The sequence below is a fragment of the Xanthomonas arboricola pv. guizotiae genome, from assembly GCF_002940205.1.
In the GTDB taxonomy this organism is placed as follows: domain Bacteria; phylum Pseudomonadota; class Gammaproteobacteria; order Xanthomonadales; family Xanthomonadaceae; genus Xanthomonas; species Xanthomonas arboricola_C.
The window spans coordinates 41,073-61,987 of record NZ_MDSK01000020.1; the positions used below are offsets into that span (position 1 = coordinate 41,073).

Below are 20,915 nucleotides of genomic sequence, written 5' to 3' on the forward strand. Positions count from 1 at the left end.
TGGATCACGGTATCGCTCGGTACAGTGATCAGGGAAGCACTGCCACCCCCTGACGACCCCCAAGCGGCGCACCGGATTCATTCACGGTTGTGCGCTGGGCGGGTGCCAGAATCTTCCGATCTTCAAGGAACACCGGTCATGGCCATTCGCAATCGCATGCCTCCCTGGCATGAAAACTTCAGCCTGCCCAATGGCCGCACGCTCCTGCTCCGCCCGATCCGTCCCGAGGACGGTCCGCCGCTGCAGGGTGCTTTCAGCCTGTTGGGACCGGAGGAAATCCGCGCGCGCTTCGTGCGCTCCTCCGCCGAGATTACGCCGGAGATGGTGCAGCGCCTGACCCATCCCAATCCCAAGAGCGAGATCGTACTGGTGGCCGCCGAACAGCTGCCGCCGGGCGAGGCGCTGGTGGGCGCGGTGGCACGCGCGGCACTGGTGCCGGGCACCCGCCAGGCCGAGTACACCATCCTGGTCAGCAGCTTCGTCGCCGGCCAGGGGCTGGGACGCCAGCTGATGCGCAAGCTGGTCAAGTGGGCGCGGCGCAAATACCTGGATTGCCTGTTCGGCGACGTGCTGCAAAGCAATGTGCCGATGCTGCAGCTGGCCGAGTCGCTTGGCTTCAAGCCGCAGCCGCATCCGGATTCGCCGGAGCTGGTGCGGATGGTGCTGGAGCTGGATGCCTGAGGGGCTGGGATTCGGGATTCGGGATTGGGGATTCGTGAAGCGGCTTGGGGCTGTTGCTTGGTTGCAGGGGCCTTGCCCACCCACCATCGCGGGACACGCCGCAAGTACGTCCGTGTAGCTCTGGCGCGGCATCCATGCCGCTCAAGGTCCCGCGACGGTGGGCGGGCAAGGACCAGGCGAGATGGTCGGTGTGCCTGGTAGGAGCGGGCTTGACGTTCTGCTGTTCTGACAAGGAAGCGTCCGCCTAATGCAAGCGATCAACGGACAAGTTTTTAAGCAACAACCAGCCAACTGTCTGGTGCGGTGTCCTCGCCGCTCGCGGGATCGCGTGGCGGCATGGATGCCGCCACCGAGCCTCCAGGAACGGATTTACGGCGTGTCCCGCAAGCGGTGAGGACGCCGCACCCTCGACCAACTGGGCTTTTGACTAAATCCCGCGTCAACGCACAGAGTGGGCTCGCGCATACACGTGCGTCGGCGGGCGTCATGCCTCCTGCGTCTGGTAGGGTCCGGGCGATAATGGGATCCGCTGCATGTCGAACCTGAGCGGGCCGGAGATCAACTGGCGGCCGGATTCGTCACGCACCTCATAACGCACGTTGGGATTGCCACTGAAGGGTACATCCCATTGATCGACCGGAGTTGCTAGTCGTTCCGCGATGGCGCTGTCGGGATCGAGATATTTTTCAGCGTAGAAATTGCGGCGTATCGACGGGTAGTGACTGCGGTCCATAGCCTGCAGCCTCAGCGCCACTCCGATGTTCAGGTCCGGCAGAACGGTGCCGGCAGGTTTGGTGCAGTCAGGCTCTGCTCCGCGCAGGATCGCCCGATGCATGGAAAGTGCATCCTGGGCAAGCGTGGGTGAGGCGAAAGGCGCCCACGCATCCACCACGATATCGTGTTCCGGCGTCTGCCCCCGGATCACCACGAACGAGTGGCCTTCTCCGCTCACCATGTCTATCCTGCAGTCCCTCAGCGCAGGGTTCTGCGACAGCAGGTGGTACGTCAGGCGAACTTGCGAGTCGCAGTAGCCACCTTGCGCCCGGATTGCGGCCAAGGCGCGGGCGGCCAAGGCGCGGAACGCCGGTTCTCCATTTGTGACCGCCAACAACGCCGGTCCTCCATTTGTGAACGCCAACGAAGAGTGGAGCACACTCTCCCCCTTGGTTGCTGCGATGTCCTTGATCTGGTTGCCAGCCCCGTAGGGAAGAAGTGCCTTGACCAGATCGATGGCCTCGCGTGCCGCGGCCAGATTGGCAGCGACTGCGGGTGTGATCACCCGCAAGCATGGTTTGGTGTCCGGCATTTGCGTCTTGACGATTGGATGCTTGGTGGCGAGTGCGTTGAGCTGATCCAGGTGGCTCGACGAAAGCTCGATCATCTTGTCGGACCGCAGTAGCTCGGGGATCAGCTCCTGCCCTGGGGCCAGGGTTATCGTATTTGTGCCGGATGCATCGGCTGCAAGGTACATATGGAACTGGTGCCCGCCTTGTCGTGCGGGCAGGGTGAATTCCGAAGAGCGCGTCACTGTGGCTGCAGTGTCGAGCAGGCTTATCCTGGCGTCCCGTGCCTGCCGGAAGTTGGCGTCGATCCAGGCGCTGGGTTCGAGGATTTTGTTCGACGCCGCTTCCGCCACCCATCCCCGCATCCTGCTGAACACCGAGGGCTGCGGCGGCGGGTGCGAGTGGGCGGACAAGTGGCTGGTCCGGGGGCGAGTGCTTGCCTTGCCACTGTGACGTCTCGGACTTGCTTCTGCCAAGGCAGCCAGGGGAGCCAGGGCAGGTGATGCACTGTCGCTGGACGCCGCTCCTTGACGCGATGAGCTGGAGGTGGTCGCTTCATCGGCGCTATCGTGCTGGGGCGTGCTTGAATGGAAGAGCGCGGTCAATTTCTGCATGAGACTGTCTCCTGCTAAAAAACATCTGCCGCGGGGCGTAAATTCGACGATTGATACCCAAGATAGCGGGGGATGCGAATGTGTCCGCCTGCTGCACGAAAGCATTGGGCCACGTGCGAACCCAGGCATGATCGGCGGTCTCTTGCGCCTGCCGGGCTGCGGGTGGAGCTGCCGCTGCCCATCACGCTGACACTGCCTTCGCCCGCCGGCATCGCCCGCGCCGAAGGCGAGCGGCTGGACGAGATGCCCTGCATCTGGTCCTACTCGGCCGGACCGCGTTGCACAGTGCTTCGAAGAAGCCTGCGGCCGGCCATTCAACAAAGCGCTTATGAACCGCGCTGGCGCTTCCAAACACTCCTTGGGCAAGGCCTTCCACTGGCAACACGTAAGGCAGGGCTTACGCGGCGCGCTTGCGCACAGACGGGCCAAGGCCATCTTTCACGCCAGATGGACCGGGCACTGCGGGGGCTCTGATAAAATCGCGGGCTGATGCCCTCGCTTACCTACCCCTCTCCGCCGCTGCCCAAGTCTGGCCAGCTCCGCGCCTATTGGCGCGCACCGTCGTCTCCCACTGCTTTGGCCTGGTCGATCGCGCGGGCTGCCGAGGCGCATCCCGGGCCGCTGCTGGTGATCGCGCGCGACAACCAGAGCGCACACCAGATCGAGTCCGATCTGCAGGCCTTGCTGGGTGAATCCTCGTCGCTGCCGGTGGTGCCGTTTCCCGACTGGGAAACCCTGCCCTACGACCAGTTCAGCCCGCACCCGGAGATCATCAGCCAGCGGCTGGCTGCGCTGCATCGCCTGCCCGGCCTGAGCCGCGGCGTGGTGATCGTGCCGGTGCAGACCTTGCTGCAGCAGTTGGCGCCACTGAGCTATATCGTCGGCGGCAGCTTCGATCTCACCGTTGGCCAGCGGCTGGATCTGGAGGCGGAAAAGCGCCGTCTGGAAAGCGCCGGTTACCGCAACGTCCCGCAGGTGATGGACCCGGGCGATTTTGCCGTCCGCGGCGGCCTGCTCGACGTGTTCCCGATGGGCGCGGACACGCCGTTGCGAGTCGAGTTGCTGGATGAGGATATCGATTCGATCCGCGTGTTCGACCCGGAATCGCAGCGCTCCCTGGACAAGGTGGACGCGGTCAAGATGCTGCCTGGCCGCGAAGTACCGATGGACGATGCCAGCGTCGAGCGCGTGCTGGCCTGCCTGCGCGAACGTTTCGACGTGGATACCCGGCGCAGCGCGCTGTATCAGGATCTCAAATCCGGGCTGGCACCGTCGGGCATCGAGTATTACCTGCCGATGTTCTTCGCCAAGACCGCAACGCTGTTCGATTATCTGGACAAGCGCGTACTGCCGGTGATCGCCACTGGCGTGTCCAACGCCGCCGATACCTTCTGGGCGCAAGCGCAGAACCGCTACGAACAGCGCCGCCACGATGTCGAGCGCCCGCTGCTGCCGCCGGACGAGTTGTATCAATCGCCCGATGCGCTGCGCGAGCGCCTCAACAAGCTGGCGCGCATTGAGGTGTGGGCCAGTGATCATGCGCGTATCGAGGAAGCTGCCCCGCTCGGCGACCAACCGTTGCCGCCGCTGCCGGTGGCTGCAAAGGACGCCCCGGCCGGCCAGGCGCTGGCGGCGTTCCTGAGCCATTACCCGGGCCGTGTGTTGGTGGCCGCCGACTCGGCCGGCCGCCGTGAAGCCTTGATGGAAGTGCTGGGCGCCGCGCAGTTGAAGCCCGAGGTGGTCGCCGATGTGCCGGCGTTCCTGGCGAGCACGCTGCGCTTTGGCATCACGGTGGCGCCGCTGGAAGACGGCTTTGCGCTGGATCAACCGCAGATTGCGCTGCTCACCGAGCGCCAGCTGTTCCCGGAGCGGGCCAATCAACCGCGCCGCACGCGTCGGGTCGGACGCGAGCCGGAAGCGATCATCCGCGACCTGGGCGAACTGTCCGAAGGCGCGCCGATCGTGCACGAGGACCACGGTGTGGGCCGCTACCGCGGGCTGATCGTGCTCGATGCCGGCGGCATGCCCGGCGAGTTCCTGGAAATCGAATACGCCAAGGGCGACCGGCTGTATGTGCCGGTGGCGCAGCTGCACCTGATCAGCCGCTACTCCGGCGCCTCGGCCGAGACCGCCCCACTGCACTCGCTGGGTGGCGAGCAATGGACCAAGGCCAAGCGCAAGGCGGCCGAAAAGGTCCGCGATGTGGCCGCCGAACTGCTGGAAATCCAGGCGCGCCGACGCGCACGTGCAGGTCTGGCGCTGCAGGTGGACCGTGCGATGTACGAACCGTTTGCGGCTGGCTTTCCGTTCGAAGAAACCGGCGACCAGCTTGCTGCAATCGATGCCACGCTACGTGACCTGGGCAGCAGCCAACCGATGGACCGCGTGGTCTGCGGCGACGTCGGCTTCGGCAAGACCGAGGTCGCGGTACGCGCCGCGTTCGCCGCGGCCAGCGCCGGCAAGCAGGTCGCCGTGCTGGTGCCCACCACGCTGCTGGCCGAGCAGCATTACCGCAATTTCCGCGACCGTTTCGCCGATTACCCGATGAAGGTGGAAGTGCTCTCGCGCTTCAAGAGCAGCAAGGAAATCAAGGCCGAACTGGAGAAGGTCGCCAGCGGCGACATCGACGTGATCATCGGCACGCATCGGCTGTTGCAGCCGGACGTGAAGTTCAAGGATCTCGGCTTGGTCGTCGTCGACGAAGAACAGCGCTTCGGCGTGCGGCAGAAAGAGGCGCTCAAGGCGATGCGCGCCAACGTGCATCTGCTCACGCTCACTGCCACACCGATCCCGCGCACGCTCAATATGGCCATGGCCGGCCTGCGCGATCTGTCGATCATCGCTACGCCGCCGCCGAACCGCCTGGCGGTGCAGACCTTCATCACCGCGTGGGACAACGCGCTGCTGCGCGAAGCCTTCCAGCGCGAACTCAGCCGTGGTGGGCAGCTGTATTTCCTGCATAACGATGTGGAAAGCATCGTGCGCATGCAGCGCGACCTGTCCGAGCTGGTGCCGGAGGCGCGCATCGGCATTGCGCATGGGCAGATGCCCGAGCGCGAGCTGGAACGGGTGATGCTGGATTTCCAGAAGCAGCGCTTCAATGTGTTGCTGTCGACCACGATCATCGAATCGGGCATCGACATCCCCAACGCCAATACCATCATCATCAATCGTGCCGACCGGTTTGGGCTGGCGCAGTTGCATCAGTTGCGCGGCCGCGTTGGTCGCTCGCATCACCGCGCCTACGCGTATCTGGTGGTGCCGGATCGTCGTTCGATGACCTCCGATGCAGAGAAGCGTCTGGAAGCGATCGCCTCCATGGACGAGCTCGGCGCCGGCTTCACCCTGGCCACCCACGATCTGGAGATCCGCGGTGCCGGCGAGTTGCTGGGCGAAGACCAGAGCGGGCAGATGGCCGAGGTCGGCTTCAGCCTGTACACCGAGCTGCTGGAGCGCGCGGTGCGCAGCATCCGCCAGGGCAAGCTGCCGGACCTGGATGCCGGCGAGGAGGTCCGCGGTGCCGAGGTCGAGCTGCATGTGGCCGCGCTGATTCCCGAGGATTACCTGCCCGACGTGCATACCCGCCTGACGCTGTACAAGCGCATCTCCAGCGCACGCGATGCCGATGCGCTGCGCGAATTGCAGGTGGAGATGATCGACCGCTTCGGCCTGCTGCCGGACCCGGTCAAACACCTGTTCGCGATTGCCGAGCTCAAGCTGCAGGCCAATACCCTCGGCATCCGCAAACTGGATCTGGGCGAAAACGGCGGCCGCCTGGTGTTCGAAGCCAAACCGTCGATCGACCCGGTCGCGGTGATCCAGATGATCCAGAAGCAGCCCAAGATCTACAGCATGGACGGCCCGGACAAATTGCGCGTCAAGCTGCCGCTGCCGGAAGGCGCGGACCGCTTCAATGCCGCGCGTGGCTTGTTGACGATGCTGGCACCGAGATAAGCGAGCTGCGCGGTCGGTTGCGCCTGCTTTGTGCAGCGCTCTCGACCGTGCAGGACGCAAGCACGCGTCGGGCGCGTTGCGATCGCGGCGCGAAGTCAATCCGGTCCAATGCGGCATTTTCACTAACGCTCTCCGCTACAGGCGATGCCGGGCGTGATACATGCCGCCTGTTTCATGCGTTTTCGCGGCAGTGGCCGTGCACAGATCCATCCCGCACGCATTGAAGAAGTCGGCTGAAAGGCGGCTATCTGTCCTGCAGGACTGTCCAGGACATTGGTTCCCTGAGCCTGCTTGCGACAAAGCTGAGCAATTAATGCCCAGGCAGTGATGGATTTCTCAAATCCGTCACTGCACTGAATTTGGCCTAAATATTCCTGTCGCGCGCCGATACCTGCATGGACCGGCATGTCCGCGTGTGCAGAGCTGCCCACGCAAGCCACGCCGGAGCGACCTTCTTCCGCGTCATGGCACGCACCCGTGCGCCGTCGCATCGCTTGAGGCATCCATGAACACGCCACTGTCCGATCTACCCGCGCCGCTGACGCTCGCCCTGGAAGGCGAGATGACCATCCGTCGCGCTGCCGAACTCAAGCCGCTGCTGCAGCCGGCCTTGCTGCACCCGGGCGGATTGCACCTGGACCTGGGCGCGGTCAGCGAGATCGACACCACCGGCCTGCAGTTGCTGCTGGCGACCAAGCAGGCGATTCAGGCCGACGGCCGGCCGTTTTCGCTGACCGATTCCAGCCGCGCGGTGGTCGATGTGATCGAACTGCTCGGCCTGCTCGAAGCGCTGTACCCGCACGCGGTTGCGGGTATCGGCGAACGCATTCACTAACGGACCGGCCACGCGTATGGATATGAACCAGCTGATGCAGACCTTCCTGGCCGAGAGCCGGGACCTGCTCGAAGACATGGAACGTCACCTGCTCGAAGCCGAGCGTGGCGCCTCCTCGCCGGATGCGGTCAATGCGATCTTCCGTGCGGCGCACACCATCAAGGGCTCGGGCGGCCTGTTCGATCTGCCGCAGCTGGTCGGCTTCACCCATGTCGTGGAAAGCGTGCTGGACCTGGTGCGCGACGACGCGCTGACGCTGAGCTCGGAACTGATCGCGCTGCTGCTGGTGTGCTGCGACCACATCCATGCCCTGGTGGAAACCGCCGCCGACCCCGCCCACGCCGATGCCGACGCACTGGCGGCAGAAGCCGCCCCCCTGCTGGCACAACTGCAGACCTACCTGCAGGCCAGCGCATGCGGTGTCGCCGCCTCCGCCATCCAGCACGGCACTCCGGAAAAACAGAGCGGTTACTGGCGCATCACGCTCAAACTGTTCGCCGACGCGCTGCGCTACGGCAACTCGCCGCTCAAGCTGATCCGCAACCTGCGCGGGCTGGGCTCGGTCGAGTCGATCAGCACCGACGTCAGCCAGCTGCCGAGCTTCGAAGCGCTTGATCCGGAAGCCAATTATCTGGGCTTCCAGATCCTGCTGCGCAGCGATGCCGACCGGGCCGCGATCGAGGACGTGTTCGAGTTCGTGCGCGAGGACTGCGACCTGGAGATCCTCTCGGTGCCGGCACCGATGGACGCCACCGCCGCGCTGGCGAGCGAGCCGGTCGTGGCAGCCAGCGCGCCGGTCGTCGGCGCGCTGGCCGCCGTCCCGGCCGCTGCCCCGGCACGCGCGCCGCAGGACGCCGGCGCGCGCAACGCCGACGCGCGCTCGATCCGCGTCGACGCCGACAAGCTCGATCGCATGATCGATCTGGTCGGCGAACTCATCATCGCGGTGGCCGGCACCAATGCCAACGCACAACGCACCGGCGACGCGCAGTTGCTGGAATCGGCCTCGATCCTGGCCGGCCTGGTGGAAGAGGTACGCGAAAGCGCCCTGCAACTGCGCATGGTCAAGATCGGCGGCACCTTCAGCCGCTTCCAGCGCGTGGTGCACGATGTGGCGCGCGAACTCGGCAAGGACATCGCGCTGGTGGTGGCCGGCGAGGACACCGAGCTGGACAAGTCGGTGGTGGAAAAGATCGGCGACCCCCTCACCCATCTGGTGCGCAATGCCATGGACCACGGCATCGAGCCGGCGGACGTGCGCGTGGCGCGTGGCAAGCCCGCACGCGGCACCGTCGGCCTCAATGCGTATCACGACTCCGGCAGCATCGTCATCCAGATCACCGACGACGGCGGCGGCCTGAACCGCGACCGCATCCTGGCCAAGGCGCTGGAGCGCGGCCTGATCGAGCCGGGCCGCCAGCTCAGCGACCGCGAGGTGTTCGCGATGATCTTCGAGCCGGGATTCTCCACCGCCGAAAAGGTCACCAACCTGTCCGGGCGCGGCGTCGGCATGGATGTGGTCAAGCGCAACATCACCGCGCTGCGCGGCACCGTGGAGATCGACAGCAGCGCCGGCGTGGGCACCACCATCTCGGTGCGGCTGCCGCTGACGCTGGCCATCATCAACGGCTTCCAGGTGGGCGTGGGCAAATCCGTGTTCGTGGTGCCGCTGGACGTGGTGGAGGAATGCGTGGAATTCACCCCGGACTACAGCAGCGACTACATCGACCTGCGTGGCAGCGTGCTGCCGTATGTGCGCCTGCGCGAACTGTTCGCGCTCGGCGGCAGGACGCCGGCGCGCGAAAGCATCGTGGTGATCCACCAGGGCGCCCAGCGCTTCGGTCTGGTCGTGGACACCTTGCTGGGCGAATGGCAGACCGTGATCAAGCCGCTGTCCAAGGTCTTCGCGCAGGTCAAAGGCATCAGTGGCTCGAGCATCCTGGGCAGCGGCGATGTCGCGCTGATTCTGGATGTGCCCAGCCTGATTCAGCAGTTGCACCCCAATCAGGACGCGTTGGCGGCCTGAGCGCTCGCAGCATCGCTCCCGCAAAAATCGCGTCGTTTGTCGTTCCCTGACCCCAGGAAGCTACCGCCATGTCACACCGTCTCCCGATCGCCACGCAGTTGTGGTTCACCGCCGCGCTTGCCGTCGCCCTGCCCGTCGTCGTGGTCGTCGCCGGCGTTGCGCTGACGCTGTCGCACGCGGCCTTGCTGGGCATCAGCCTCGTGGCCGCATTGATCAGCGGCGCCCTGCTGGTCTGGGCGATCCGCGTCGCCAGCGCGTCGCTGGAGTTGGCCACCACCACGCTCGACGCGTTCTCGCGCGGCAACTTCGATGTCACCCTGCCGCAAGTGCGCGACGAGCAGGCCGGCGACGTCCTGCGCGGGCTGCGCAAGGTGCAGAACGGCATCCGTCACGTCAATGAAGAAATCAACCGCGTCTCGCGCGAGCACGATGCCGGCGAGATCGATGCACGCATCGACGTGGCGCGTTTCGACGGCGACTTCCGCACCATGGGCGAAGGCATCAACCGCATGGTCGCCAGCCACATCGCGGTCAAGAAGCAGGCCATGGCGTGCGTGGCCGAGTTCGGTCGCGGCAATTTTTCCGCCGAACTGGAGCGCCTGCCGGGCAAGAAGGCCTTCATCAACGAGGTGGTGGACCAGATCCGCGGCAACCTCACCGGCATGGTCGCCGAGGTCAACCGCATGTCGGCCGAGCATGACGCCGGCGATATCGACGTGGTCATCGACACCCAGCGTTTCACCGGCGATTTCCGCCGCATGGCCGAAGGCATCAACGCGATGGTGGCCAGCCATATCGCGGTCAAGAAGCAGGCCATCGCCTGCGTGGCCGAATTCGGCCGCGGCAACTTCACCGCGCAGCTGCCGTTGCTACCGGGTAAGAAGCGCTTCATCAACGAAACCCTGGAACAGGTGCGCGGCAACCTCACCGGCCTGATCCGCGAGATCAACCACATGTCGGCCGAGCACGAGGCCGGCGATATCGACGTGGTGATCGACAGCAGCGGCTTCGACGGCGATTTCCGCAGCCTGGCCACCGGCATCAACCAGATGGTGGGCGCGCATATCGCAGTCAAGAAACTGGCGATGGGCGTGGTGGCCGAGTTCGGCCGCGGCAACTTCGAAGCGCCGCTGGCGCAGCTGCCGGGCAAGAAGGCCTTCATCAACGACACCGTGGAGCGTGCGCGCGGCAACCTGCGCAGCATTTCCGAGGTGATCCAGGTGATGGGCGCGATGGCCGACGGCGACCTCACCCACACCGTGGAAGGCCGCTACGAAGGCGCCTTCGCCGACATGCAGCGCTACGTCAACACCACCATGAGCCGGCTGACCGAGATCGTCGATGAGGTCAACCGCAACGCCGAGAACCTGGCCAGCGCCTCCGAACAGGTCAGCGCCACCGCCCAGGCGCTGGCCCAGGCCGCCAGCGAACAGGCCGCCGGCGTGGAAGAGACCAGCGCCTCGCTGGAACAGATGACCGCCTCCATCGCGCAGAACACCGAGAACGCGCGCGTCACCGACAGCATGGCCGCCAAGGCCGCCAGCGAAGCGGCCGACGGCGGCGACACCGTGCGCGCCACCGTGGTGGCGATGAAGGACATCGCCAAGAAGATCGGCATCATCGACGACATCGCCTACCAGACCAATCTGCTGGCGCTCAATGCCGCCATCGAGGCCGCGCGCGCCGGCGAACACGGCAAGGGCTTTGCGGTGGTGGCGGCGGAAGTGCGCAAGCTGGCCGAGCGCAGCCAGGTCGCCGCGCAGGAGATCGGCGAGGTGGCCGGCTCCAGCGTGGACCTGGCCGAAAGCGCCGGCCGCGTGCTCGGCGAGATGGTGCCCTCGATCCGCCGCACCTCCGACCTGGTGCAGGAAATCGCCGCCGCCTCCGAAGAACAGACCGCCGGCGTCAGCCAGATCAACACCGCCGTCGGCCAGTTGAACCAGACCACGCAGTCGGCCGCGGCCAATGCCGAAGAGCTGGCCGCCACCTCGGAGGAAATGAGCGCGCAGGCCGAACAGCTGCAGCAGTTGATGGGCTTCTTCCGGCTCGGCAATGGCTCGCGCGCGGTGGCATCGACCAGCAACAAGCCTGGCCCGCGCCGGATCGCACCGCATGCCAGCAGCGCCGCGGTCAGCACGCCTCCGCGTCGCAGCAACGTGCGCCAGATCGGCGCGGTGGCGGCCACCGCCGATGCGATCGACGAATCGCAGTTCGCCAGCTTCTGAGGAAACGACGATGCAACCGCACAGCGCAGCCATCACCGCCACACGCACCGTTGCGCCGTCATCGACGGCACCGCAGCAATACCTGACCTTTCTGCTGGGCACGGAGATGTTCGGCCTGGGCATCCTCGGCATCAAGGAAATCATCGAATACCGCGCGCCCACCGATGTGCCGATGATGCCGCCGGCCCTGCGCGGCGTGATCAACCTGCGCGGCGCGGTGGTGCCGGTGGTGGATCTGCAGCAACGCTTCGGCCGCGACGCCAGCGCGATCACCAAGCGCAGTTGCATCGTGATCGTGGAGATCGCCAATGCCCAGGTGCATCAGGTGCTCGGCCTGCTCGTGGACGCGGTGAGCGAAGTGCTGGAGATCGCGACCGACGCGATCGCCGGCGCGCCCAGTTTTGGCGCCGGCATCGCACGCGAATGCATCCATGCGATGGCCAGGATCGGCGAACGCTTCGTGATCCTGCTCGACGCCGACGCGCTGCTGGGCAACGCCGCACCCGCCCAGCGGCCTGTCGCCGAGCTGGCAGCCTGACATGTCCAGCATGCCCGCAAGGACTCCCATGCGCCCCACCCTTCTCTCCTGCAGCTGCGCGCTGGACGGCCCAGTACTGGTCGTCGACGACAGCGTGGTCCAGCGCGAACATGCGATGGCGCTGTGCCGCCAGCTCGGCGCCGTCGCGGTCGACGGCGCGGTGGACGGCCACGCCGCGCTGGCCTGGCTGGGCAGTGCGATTGCGCCATCGCTGCTGCTGATCGATCTGGAAATGCCGGGCATGGACGGCGTGCAGTTGCTCGATGCGCTGGCGCGCGGCAAGTACAGCGTGCCGGTGGTGGTGGTCTCGCAGCGCGGCGGCGCCCTGATCGATGCAGTGATGCAGCTCAGCCGTAGTGCCGGGGTGCGCGTGCTCGGCGGCATCGAAAAGCCGATGCATCTGCAGGACCTGGCCAATGTGCTGCAGTGCGAACCGGGGCTGGCCACGAACGCGCCTGCGTTTGCACAGCCGGCGATCTCGCCGCTGATGTCCAGCGGTGGCGCGGCGGCATCGCGGCTGGACCGGGCCATGCGCCGCGGCGAAATCCGCGTGGCCTACCAGCCCAAGCTCGATCTCAGGGATGGCCGCCTGCGCGGCGTGGAAGCCCTCGCGCGCTGGCGCCGCCCGCAAGGCGACATGATCGGGCCGGAGCGCTTCATTCCGCTGGCCGAACGCGAAGGCCTGATCCATGCCTTGACCCAGCAGGTGATCGACCTGGCGGTCGCGCAACTGGTGGACTGGCGCGCAGAAGGCTTCGAGCTGAGCCTGGCCTTGAACCTGTCGCCCAACCTGCTCGGCGAGCAGGGCTTTCTCGAACAACTGTGCGGCAAGCTGGGCGACAACGGCCTGAGCCCGGCCGATCTGGTGCTGGAACTCACCGAAAGCGCCATCGTCGAGCCGGCCAACGCCTTGAGCATGCTGGCGCGCCTGCGCCTGCATGGCTTCGGCCTGTCGATCGACGACTACGGCACGGGGTTTTCCTCGCTGCAGCGCCTGGCCAGCATTCCCTTCACCGAACTCAAGCTGGATCGCAGCTTCGTGCATGCCGCCCATCGCAGCCGCAGCCAGCGCACGGTGCTCGAATCCACGCTGGAACTGGCGCACCGGCTCGACCTCACCGCCGTGGCCGAAGGCGTGGAAACACCCGAGGATTGGCGGCTATTGCGCGAACTCGGCTGCGACCTGGCCCAAGGCTACCTGATGGGCTCGCCGATGCCCGGGCCGATGCTGTCGGAATGGTGGCGCGAGCACGCCGTGCGCATCGCACGCCTGTGCGGCAACGCACTGCCCAGCGATGCGGATGTCGCCTGACATGAGCACGGCCACCGCCATCACCGAACAGGAATTCGGCCGCTTCCAGCGCTTCATCTTCGAAGCGGCCGGCATCAGCATTTCCTCCGGCAAGAAAGCCATGTTGTGCGGCCGTCTGGGCAAGCGCCTGCGCGAACACCGGTTCAGCAACTACACGCAATACCTGCAATTGCTGGAAAGCCGCCAGGACCGCGCCGAGATCCAGACCGCGATCGATCTGCTGACCACCAACGAGACCTACTTCTTCCGCGAGCCCAAGCACTTCGAGCTGCTGCGCAAGCTGGCCGGCGAACATCGCGGCGGCCTGCCGTTCCGCTGCTGGAGCGCGGCCAGTTCCAGCGGCGAAGAGGCCTACAGCATGGCGATGGTGCTGGACGACGCCTTGCAGGGACGGCCGTTCGAAGTGGTCGGCAGCGACATCAGCACCCGCGTGCTGGCCAAGGCGCGCACCGGGCACTACGCCCTGCAACGCATCGACGGCATTCCGCAGGTGTATCTCAAGCGCTATTGCCTGCGTGGTCAGGGCGAGTACGACGGCACCTTGCTGGTGGAGCGCCGCCTGCGCGACCGGGTCAAGTTCGTGCATGCCAACCTCAACACGGCCCTGCCGATGCTGGGCAGCTTCGATGCGATCTTCTTGCGCAATGTGATGATCTATTTCAATGGCCAGACCAAGCGCGAGGTCATCCTGCGCGTGCTGTCCAACCTCAAGTCGGGCGGCTATTTCTGCATCGGTCATTCGGAAAGCCTGAGCGAACTCGACATCGATCTGGTCCAGGTGGCACCCTCGATCTTCCGCAAGGCCTGAGCCAAGGATCCCCCGTGTCGACAGCCCTCAACCGCCCTGCCGCCAGCCCCAATCCCATCAAGGCCATGGTCGTCGACGACTCGGCGGTGGTGCGCCAGGTGCTGGTGGGCGTGCTCAACGACGCGGACGATATCGAGGTCATCGCCACCGCGGCCGACCCGTTGCTGGCGATCGAGAAGATGCGCAAGCAATGGCCGGACGTGATCGTGCTGGATGTGGAAATGCCGCGCATGGACGGCATCACCTTCCTGCGCAAGATCATGAGCGAGCGCCCCACCCCGGTGGTGATCTGTTCCACGCTCACCGAAAAGGGCGCACGCGTCACCATGGATGCCCTGGCCGCCGGTGCGGTGGCAGTGGTGACCAAGCCGCGGCTGGGGCTCAAGCAGTTCCTCACCGATTCGGCCGACGAACTGGTCAATACCGTGCGCAGCGCCGCACGCGCCAATGTCAAACGGCTGGCCGCGCGGGTTGCCGCAGCGCCGCTGGAAGCGGAGGTCAAGCACACCGCCGACGTGATCCTGCCGGCGCAAAGCGGGCGCGCGCTGGCGCAGACCACCGAGCGCATCGTCGCCATCGGCACCTCCACCGGCGGCACCCAGGCGCTGGAAGAAGTGCTGACCGCCTTGCCGCGCGTCTGCCCCGGCATCGTGATCGTGCAGCACATGCCGGAGAAATTCACCGCTGCCTTCGCCGCGCGCCTCAACGGCCTGTGCCAGATCGCGGTGAAGGAAGCGGCCAACAACGACCGGGTGATGCCGGGCCGCGCATTGATCGCGCCCGGCGGCAAGCATCTGCTGCTGCGCCGCAGTGGCGCGCAGTATTTCGTCGAAGTGATGGAAGGCCCGCCGGTCAACCGGCATCGTCCGTCGGTGGATGTGCTGTTCCGCTCGGCCGCGCGTGCGGCCGGCAGCAATGCGCTGGGCATCATCATGACCGGCATGGGCGACGACGGCGCCGCCGGGCTGCTGGAAATGCGCCAGGCCGGCGCGCGCACGGTGGCGCAGGACGAGCACACCAGCATCGTGTTCGGCATGCCCAAGGAAGCGATCAAACGCGGCGGCGCCGACCGCATCCTGCCGCTGGGCGCGATGGCACGCGAGATCGTGACACAGCTGCAATGACACCAGGGACGTCCGCGCCACGCGCGAACGTATCTCACAGGCCCACCGCGCCTCCTGCTCGACAGGCCCACTGTGTCTGCCCCGACAGAACCACTGCATCTGCGGAGGACCGACGCACGCATTTCTCCCATCCATGAAGAGCCGCCACATTCCCTTCTCCCGCCTGCGGGAGAAGGGGCCCGCAGGGCGGATGAGGGCACGCTTGCCAGACAGCTACAGCTGCGACTCCAGCGGCAACCAGCCCATCACCGTCGCCGCACCACGCCGCCACACGCTGGCTGCCGGCTCCTGCGACCACACCTCGGGCGGCTTTGCGGCATCGTCGTGCCAACGCAGCGCGCCCTGTTCCAGGGTCACGCGGTAACTCACCGGCGCACTGACCTTGCGGTTGTAGACCTGCTCCAGTTGCGCGGCCACTGCGCGATCGTTGAACAGCAGGCCCATTTCGGTGTTGAGGTTCATCGAGCGCGGATCCAGATTGAACGAGCCGATGAAGCCGCAGCTGTCGTCCACCACGAAGGCCTTGGTGTGCAGGCTGGCGCCGCTGGACCCGAACAGGCTGCCGTCCGGCTTGCCCATCGGCTTGAGCTCGTGCAGGCGCACGCCCTGGGCGAGCAAGGGCACGCGGTAATCGGCATAGCCGCTGTGCACGGCCACCACGTCGTTCGCCGCCAGCGAATTGGTCAGGATGCTCACGCGCACGTTGCGCCGGCGCAGGTTGCCGATCCAGCGCATGCCTTCCTCGCCCGGCACGAAGTACGGCGAGATCACCTTCAGCTCGCGCTGCGCATGCGCCATCTCGCCGATCAGGATTGGCGTCATCCAGTCCGCCTGCGGCGGTGCGCCCTCGGCCTTTCCCGGCGGGTCGGAGACGATGCGCGCCTGCTCCAGCCAGTGCACCTGGCGCTGGCCCTGCGTCAGGGCCTGCACGCTCGGCGACTGGCGCAGCCGCTCCACGTAGGGATGCGCGCGTGCCGATGCCAGGCCGGCGTCCAGACTGCCGCGCAACGCATCCAGTGCCTGCGGCCGGGCGGTCACCAGCGCGGCCAGCGGCAAGGCGTTGGGGCTGTTCCAGTACGCATCGAAGACCTGCTCGGCCTGGCCCACGGCCGGCCCCATCAAGGCCGCATCCATGTCCATGAAGTTGGTGTCGCGCGCCGCATCGAAATACTCGTCGCCGACATTGCGTCCCACCACCACCGCCATCCGGCCATCGGCAATCCAGGCCTTGTTATGCATGCGCCGATTGATGCTGAACATGCGCAGCACCATCTCCACGCCGCGCATCAGCGTGCCTTCGCGCGCACGGGTGGGATTGAACAGCCGGATCTCGATCAGCGGGTGGCTGTCCAGCGCCGCCAGCACCGAATCGCTGCCGTGGATGTTCATGTCGTCCAGCAGCAGGCGCACGCGCACGCCGCGATCGGCCGCATGCAGCAGCTCGTTGTGCAGCAGGTTGCCGGTGAAGTCCGCATGCCAGATGTAGTACTGCAGATCCAGGCTGCGCCCGGCCGCACGCGCGGTGAGCGCGCGCACCGCGAACGCATCGACGTTGTCGGGCAGGATCACCATGCCGGTCTGGCCGGCATGTGCCTGCTGCAGCGGCGCGACCACCCGATCGATCGGCGTTGCCATCGCCGTGGCAGGCAGCGCATGGCTCACCGCACCACGCTGACGATCGGCAAAGCGCCCGTAGCCGTACAACGACAGCACGCTGCCCAGCACCAGGATCAGCACACCGATCCCGATCGCCTTGAAGATCTTTCGCCTTGTCACTGCCGCTCCCTGCCATTCGGAGCGCGGCAGTCTAGACGCTGCACCGGCAGCTCGATGTGCAGACGCAGCCGCAAGCAGGCTCTACAACGCCGCTAAAAGACGCGGCAACCGCAGCACGCGCAGTCGCAACTGCGCGTGCTGCAGTTGCGCCGATCACCAGATCGCGCCGCGTTCCTTGTCGCCACGCAGCATCGCATCGCCGGGCTTGCACTGGAATGCCTGCGCAAATGCCGGCATGTTCGACGGCGCGCCATTGGCGCGGAAATTGGCCGGCGCATGCGGATCGGTATTCAGGCGCACGCGCAATTCGCCGTCGGTGAAGTTGCGGCGCCACACGGTGGCCCAGTTCATGAAGAAGCGCTGGTCCTGGGTGTAACCGTCGATGTCCTTGCTGGCGTCGGGTTGTTCCTTCAGCGCCATCTGCAGCGCGTCGTAGGCCACGGTGAGGCCGCCCAGGTCGCCGATGTTCTCGCCCAGGGTCAGCTTGCCTTTGACATGGACGCCGGGAATCGCCTCATAGCCGTCGAACTGCGCCACCAGCTGGTCGGTGCGCTGGGTGAACAGCTTGCGGTCCGCATCGTCCACCAGGTATCGAAGTTGCCCTTGGCATCGAACTGGCTGCCGGAGTCGTCGTAGCCATGCATCATTTCGTGCCCGATCACCGCGCCGATGCCGCCGTAGTTCAACGCCGGGTCGGCCTTGGGATCGAAGAACGGCGGCTGCAGGATCGCCGCCGGAAACACGATCTCGTTGCGCGTGGCGTTGTAGTACGCATTGACCGTCTGCGGAGTCATATGCCACTCGCGCTTGTCGACCGGCTTGCCGATCTTGTCCAGCATGTAGCGGTAGTTGAACGCCTGCGCCGCCTGCATATTGGCCAGGAATCCATCGCCGCGGGTCTGCAGGCCCGACCAGTCGCGCCATTGGTCCGGGTAGCCGATCTTGGGCGTGAAGCTGGCCCACTTCTCCAGCGCGCGCTGCTTGGTTTCCGCGCTCATCCAGTCGAGCTTTTCCAGCCGCGCCTTGAGCGCCGCCGAGAGGTTCTGCACCAGCTGCTGCATCTGCTGCTTGGACTCGACCGGGAACGCGGACTGCACGTACAGCTGGCCCAGGGCCTCGCCCATCGCCTCGTTGACCGCGTTCAAGGTGCGCTTCCAGCGCGGCAGCATGCCCTGCTGACCACGCAGCGTCTTGGCATAGAAATCGAAGTTGGCCTGCTCGAACGGTTTGGCCAAGTACGGCGCTGCCTCATCCACGCTGTGGAAACGCAGGTAGGCCTTCCAGGTGTCCACCGGCGTGTCGGCCAGCATCGCATCGAGCTCGGCGAAGTAACCCGGCTGGCTCAGCGAGAACGTCCCGGCCGGCACTTTGAGCGCGCTGAAGAACGCCTGCCAATCGAAATGCGGCGTGACCGCATTGGCGCCGGCTACATCGACCGGGTTGTAGCGCTTGGCCGGGTCGCGCAGTTCGATACGCGACAGCGAGGCATTGGCCAGGCGCGTTTCGAACGCCATCACCGCCTTGGCCTGGGTTGCCGCCTGCGCTGCCGCGACGCCGGACAATTCCAGCACGCGCGCGATGTAGGCCACGTACTGCTCACGGATCCTGGCCTGCGCCGGATCGGTGTAATAGCCCTTTTCCGGCAGCCCCAGACCGCCCTGGCCTGCGTAGGCGATCATCTGCTCGGAATTCTTGTAGTCGGCATTGGCGCCGAACGAGAACATGAAGCCCTGGCCCTTGGCATAGCTGTCGCGCAACCACGCGGCGATGGACGGCGCATCGGTCAGCGCATCGATCGCCTTCAGCTGCGGCTGCAGCGGCGTGATGCCGGCCTTGTCGATCGCCGCTTCGTCCGAGCCGGTGCGCCACAGGTCGGCGATCTTGGCATCGACCGATCCGGCCGACAGGTTGCCGCGCGCCAGTTGCTCCACCAGCGCGTGCTGGATGGTCAGCGAACGCTCGGCCAGCACTTCGAAACTGCCCCAGCTGGTGCGGTCCGATGGCACCGGATTGGCCTTGAGCCACTTGGCGTTGACGAAGCCGTTGAGATCCTGGCACGCGTTGATGGCCGGATCCAGGTCGTTGATGCCGAAGGCCACGATCGGTGCATCGAGCTTGGACACATCCACCCTGGTCGGTGCGGCCGGTGCCGGCCTGGCGCTGTCGTCGGAACTGCCACACGCCGAGAGCGTCACCGCGATGGCCACCGCAAGCGACAGTGGCGCGAATTTGCTCAACATCTTTCCATTCTCCAAGGCAGACGACCGCGTCGGACGCAGTCAAAAAAGTAGGCAATCAGCGCAGACACACCAACCACACCATCATCGCAACGGCACCGCAACGCCCTGACGTCCGGTGCCGCGCCTTATCGAAGAACGCACAACGACCGACAAGACACTGCGCGTCAGCCGGGCACGCGCGTGCCAGCGCCATCTACCGCCGCGCAAACCACCCAGCAGTCCGGCGCAGCAGCGCGCCATCGACTGCCATCATTTGCGCGCGTACACCGGCGCCATCAGCAGATACACCGGATACGCCAGCGCCATCAGCACCAGCGCGACCTCATGCCCGGACGCCGCCTCCGCCCAGGATTCCATCTGCCGCGACGGCCCCAGGAAACCGAACATCAGCAGCGCCACGCCCATGACGCAGATTAGTAGCGCCACGCCGATCGCCGAAGCGGACACGCTGCCCCAGGCCAGCACCGCGAACGCAGCGCTGCCACCAGCCAACAGCAGCCCCAACGTCACCAGATACGCGCGGCAGTAGGTGGCACTCATCTGTTGCCTGTTACGCTTGCTGGACATCATGCCTCCCCTGCAAGAACACACGCATGCGGTCCTGCGGTACCCGTTCGATCCGCGAACAGGCGCCGCCCGTGTGTCAAACCCGCACGCGTCGTTGGACCGAACGGTGCGAAACCCACGCCACGCTGCGCGCCATGCACGCAGCGCAGCTGGCGGATGCGGCGATTATTTCGCCTTGCCCTGGTTGGCCACCGCATCGGCGGCACGCTTGGCCGCTTCCGGGTCGCCCAGATAGCGGTAGCTTTGCACCTGCAGGTTGTCGTCCAGTTCGAACAGCAACGGAATGCCGGTCGGGATGTTGAGCTCCAGGATCTGCTCGTTGGAGACATCGTTGAGGTATTTGTACAGCGCACGCAGCGAGTTGCCGTGCGCGGTCACCAGCACGGTCTGCCCGGCCTTCAACTGCGGTGCGATCGCGTCGTGCCAGTACGGCAGCACGCGCACCAGCGTGGTCGCCAGCGACTCGGTGCCCGGCAATGCATTGCGGTCCAGCGTGGCGTAACGACGGTCGTGACACGGATGCCCCGGATCGTTGACGTCCATCGCCGGCGGCGGGATGTCGTAGGAACGGCGCCAGATCTTGACCTGTTCTTCGCCGTGCTTGGCTGCCGTCTCGGCCTTGTCCAGCCCCTGCAGGCCACCGTAGTGGCGCTCGTTGAGGCGCCAGCTCTTGGACACCGGCAACCAGTCCTGGTCGAGTTCCTTCAACGCGCCCTGCAGCGTGTGGATGGCGCGCTTGAGTACCGAGGTGTGCGCCACATCGAACTGCAGGCCTTCGTCCTTCATCAGCTTGCCGGCCGCAGCGGCTTCCTGGCGGCCTTGCTCGGTGAGTTCCACATCCACCCAGCCGGTGAAACGGTTGTCCAGGTTCCATTGGCTCTGGCCATGGCGCAGCAGTACGAGTTTGCGGGTCACTACGGTTCTCCGATGGG

At 65.9% G+C, this 20,915-nt stretch carries 13 protein-coding genes and 2 pseudogenes; 9 read left to right on the forward strand and 6 right to left on the reverse strand.

All coding sequences use genetic code 11. The features are described 5' to 3' along the window. Positions 1–138 precede the first annotated feature (138 nt). Entirely contained in the window at positions 139–681 is a 543-nt protein-coding gene (locus XarbCFBP7408_RS13240; protein WP_024939889.1) for a GNAT family N-acetyltransferase, read from the forward strand. A gap of 484 nt (positions 682–1,165) precedes the next feature. On the opposite strand, the gene XarbCFBP7408_RS13250 is transcribed toward XarbCFBP7408_RS13240, so the two are convergent. Continuing rightward, on the reverse strand, positions 1,166–2,578 hold the full coding sequence (locus XarbCFBP7408_RS13250; RefSeq protein WP_258072121.1) for an Hrp-dependent type III effector protein: 1,413 nt from the start codon (positions 2,576–2,578) through the stop codon (positions 1,166–1,168). A 274-nt stretch (positions 2,579–2,852) separates the two neighbouring features. Continuing rightward, a pseudogene (locus XarbCFBP7408_RS13260) lies at positions 2,853–2,965 on the reverse strand (transposase); the annotation flags it as partial. 102 nt (positions 2,966–3,067) lie between these two features. Between XarbCFBP7408_RS13260 and mfd the strand changes: the two are divergent. From mfd to XarbCFBP7408_RS13305, 8 genes are all read left to right on the forward strand, one after another. After that, positions 3,068–6,532: a transcription-repair coupling factor gene (mfd, locus tag XarbCFBP7408_RS13265; protein WP_104563348.1), complete on the forward strand. Its 3,465-nt coding sequence runs from the start codon at positions 3,068–3,070 to the stop codon at positions 6,530–6,532. 505 nt (positions 6,533–7,037) lie between these two features. Further along, a complete protein-coding gene (locus XarbCFBP7408_RS13270; RefSeq protein ID WP_016905011.1) occupies positions 7,038–7,367 on the forward strand; it encodes an STAS domain-containing protein in 330 nt (109 codons plus the stop codon). A gap of 16 nt (positions 7,368–7,383) precedes the next feature. Next, complete coding sequence (locus tag XarbCFBP7408_RS13275) at positions 7,384–9,393, forward strand: chemotaxis protein CheA (protein ID WP_104563349.1); 2,010 nt, start codon at positions 7,384–7,386, stop codon at positions 9,391–9,393. A gap of 68 nt (positions 9,394–9,461) precedes the next feature. Beyond that, positions 9,462–11,618 (forward strand): methyl-accepting chemotaxis protein, encoded by a 2,157-nt coding sequence (locus tag XarbCFBP7408_RS13285; protein ID WP_181106757.1) that lies wholly within the window; start codon positions 9,462–9,464, stop codon positions 11,616–11,618. Positions 11,619–11,628: 10 nt separating this feature from the next. Continuing rightward, a complete protein-coding gene (locus XarbCFBP7408_RS13290) occupies positions 11,629–12,156 on the forward strand; it encodes a chemotaxis protein CheW (protein WP_104563350.1) in 528 nt (175 codons plus the stop codon). Positions 12,157–12,184: 28 nt separating this feature from the next. After that, positions 12,185–13,468, forward strand: coding sequence for an EAL domain-containing response regulator (locus tag XarbCFBP7408_RS13295; protein ID WP_104563351.1), 1,284 nt, complete (start codon positions 12,185–12,187; stop codon positions 13,466–13,468). 1 nt (position 13,469) lies between these two features. Beyond that, on the forward strand, positions 13,470–14,276 hold the full coding sequence (locus tag XarbCFBP7408_RS13300) for a CheR family methyltransferase (protein WP_104563352.1): 807 nt from the start codon (positions 13,470–13,472) through the stop codon (positions 14,274–14,276). Next, positions 14,273–15,400, forward strand: coding sequence for a protein-glutamate methylesterase/protein-glutamine glutaminase (locus XarbCFBP7408_RS13305; RefSeq protein ID WP_181106763.1), 1,128 nt, complete (start codon positions 14,273–14,275; stop codon positions 15,398–15,400). Before XarbCFBP7408_RS13300 ends, XarbCFBP7408_RS13305 begins: the two co-directional genes overlap by 4 nt. 213 nt (positions 15,401–15,613) lie before the next feature. Here XarbCFBP7408_RS13305 and XarbCFBP7408_RS13310 read toward each other — a convergent pair whose 3' ends face one another. The 4 genes and pseudogenes from XarbCFBP7408_RS13310 to gpmA form a co-directional block, all read right to left on the reverse strand. After that, on the reverse strand, positions 15,614–17,176 hold the full coding sequence (locus XarbCFBP7408_RS13310; RefSeq protein ID WP_104563354.1) for a phospholipase D family protein: 1,563 nt from the start codon (positions 17,174–17,176) through the stop codon (positions 15,614–15,616). A 153-nt stretch (positions 17,177–17,329) separates the two neighbouring features. Continuing rightward, positions 17,330–19,416: pseudogene (locus XarbCFBP7408_RS13315) on the reverse strand (M13 family metallopeptidase). Between the two features lie 249 nt (positions 19,417–19,665). Beyond that, positions 19,666–19,983 carry a hypothetical protein gene (locus tag XarbCFBP7408_RS13320; RefSeq protein WP_054593000.1) on the reverse strand — a complete coding sequence of 106 codons (318 nt, stop codon included), beginning with the start codon at positions 19,981–19,983 and terminating at the stop codon, positions 19,666–19,668. 165 nt (positions 19,984–20,148) lie between these two features. Continuing rightward, a complete protein-coding gene (gpmA, locus tag XarbCFBP7408_RS13325) occupies positions 20,149–20,898 on the reverse strand; it encodes a 2,3-diphosphoglycerate-dependent phosphoglycerate mutase (RefSeq protein WP_104563355.1) in 750 nt (249 codons plus the stop codon). Positions 20,899–20,915: the final 17 nt, after the last annotated feature.